This window comes from Gryllotalpicola sp. CP2-P1 (assembly GCF_057512245.1).
On the sequence record NZ_JBLRDT010000373.1, the window covers coordinates 1 to 1,351 of the forward strand.

General features: G+C 72.8%; 2 protein-coding genes. Both read left to right on the top strand.

The window, feature by feature from the left end; genetic code table 11:
* Positions 1-1,072: DUF993 family protein (locus ACM2XV_RS15335; protein WP_487027574.1), on the top strand; the 1,072-nt coding region annotated here is incomplete at its 5' end.
* Positions 1,069-1,351 (top strand): sugar phosphate isomerase/epimerase family protein (locus tag ACM2XV_RS15340; RefSeq protein ID WP_487027575.1); only part of this gene is annotated, 283 nt, incomplete at its 3' end. The genes ACM2XV_RS15335 and ACM2XV_RS15340, both read left to right, overlap by 4 nt.

Consider the following 1,351-nt stretch of genomic DNA (forward strand, 5'->3'; position numbering starts at 1 on the left):
GATCCACGCCGACAACACCCCCGGTCAGCCGGCGGATCTCGACTGGGATGCCACGCTGGCCTTCCGCCACCACGTGTGGTCGTGGGGGCTCGGTGTGGCCGACGCGATGGACACCGCACAGCGCAACATGGGCCTCGACCCCGCGGCCACGCGCGAGCTCATCAGCCGCAGCGCGGCCGAGGCGCGGTCGGTTGGTGGCGCGCTCGTGGTGGGGGTCAACACCGACCACGTCGAGGCGGAGCGCATCTCGCTCGGCGAGGTCGTCTCGGCCTACCTCGAGCAGCTCGCCTTCGCGGAAGACCAGGGCGCCGGCGTCGTGCTGATGGCCTCGCGGCACCTCGCGCGCGCCGCGCACGGTCCCGACGACTACCGCCGGGTCTACGACCGCCTGCTCGAGCGGGCGCAGAGCCCCGTCGTGCTGCACTGGCTGGGGGAGGCGTTCGACCCGGAGCTGCGGGGCTACTTCGGCAGCACGGATGCCCAGGCCGCGGCATCCGTTCTCATCGACATCATCGCCGCGCACCCCGAGAAGGTCGCGGGCGTCAAGATGAGCCTGCTCGACGCGCAGAAGGAGATCGCGGTGCGCGCCCGCCTGCCGCGCCCGGCGCGCATGTTCACGGGCGACGACTTCAACTACGTGGGCCTGATCGCGGGGGATGCCCCGAGCGGCGGCCCCGACCAGGAACGGGGCTCGTACTCCGATGCGCTGCTCGGCGCATTCGCCGCGGTGGCCCCGCTCGCATCGGCCGCGATCCAGCGCCTCGACGCGGGCGACCGTGACGGCTACTTCGCCCTGCTCGGGCCGAGCGAGGCGCTGTCGCGTCAGGTGTTCGCCGCGCCCACGTTCTATTACAAGACCGGCGTCACGTTCCTCTCGTGGCTGAACGGGCATCAGCCCGGCTTCCAGCTGGTCGGCGGCCTGCATTCGGCCCGCTCGCTGCCGCACCTCTCCGAGATCGTGCGGCTCGCGAACGTCGCCGGCGCGCTCGAGGACCCGGAGCTCGCGGCGTCGCGCTGGAACGCGTTCCTCGCGGTCTCGGGCGTCGAGATCCCGCGGACGGTGCTGCTGTGACCCCGCCCCCGCACCCGCGGCTCAGCCTCAATCAGGCCACCGTCAAGCACGCCTCGCTCGCCGAGGCGCTCGACGTGGCACGGGGCGCCGGTTATCGCTCGTTCGGCGCGTGGCGCGAGCCCGTCGCCGAGGTGGGCCTCGCGCGGGCGGCCGAGCTGGTGAGAGCATCCGGGCTGCGCATCTCGTCGCTGTGCCGCGCGGGATTCTTCACGGCGCAGCCCGGAGCCACCCGTGAGAAAGCCCTCGACGACAACCGCCGTGCGATCGACGAGACGGCGG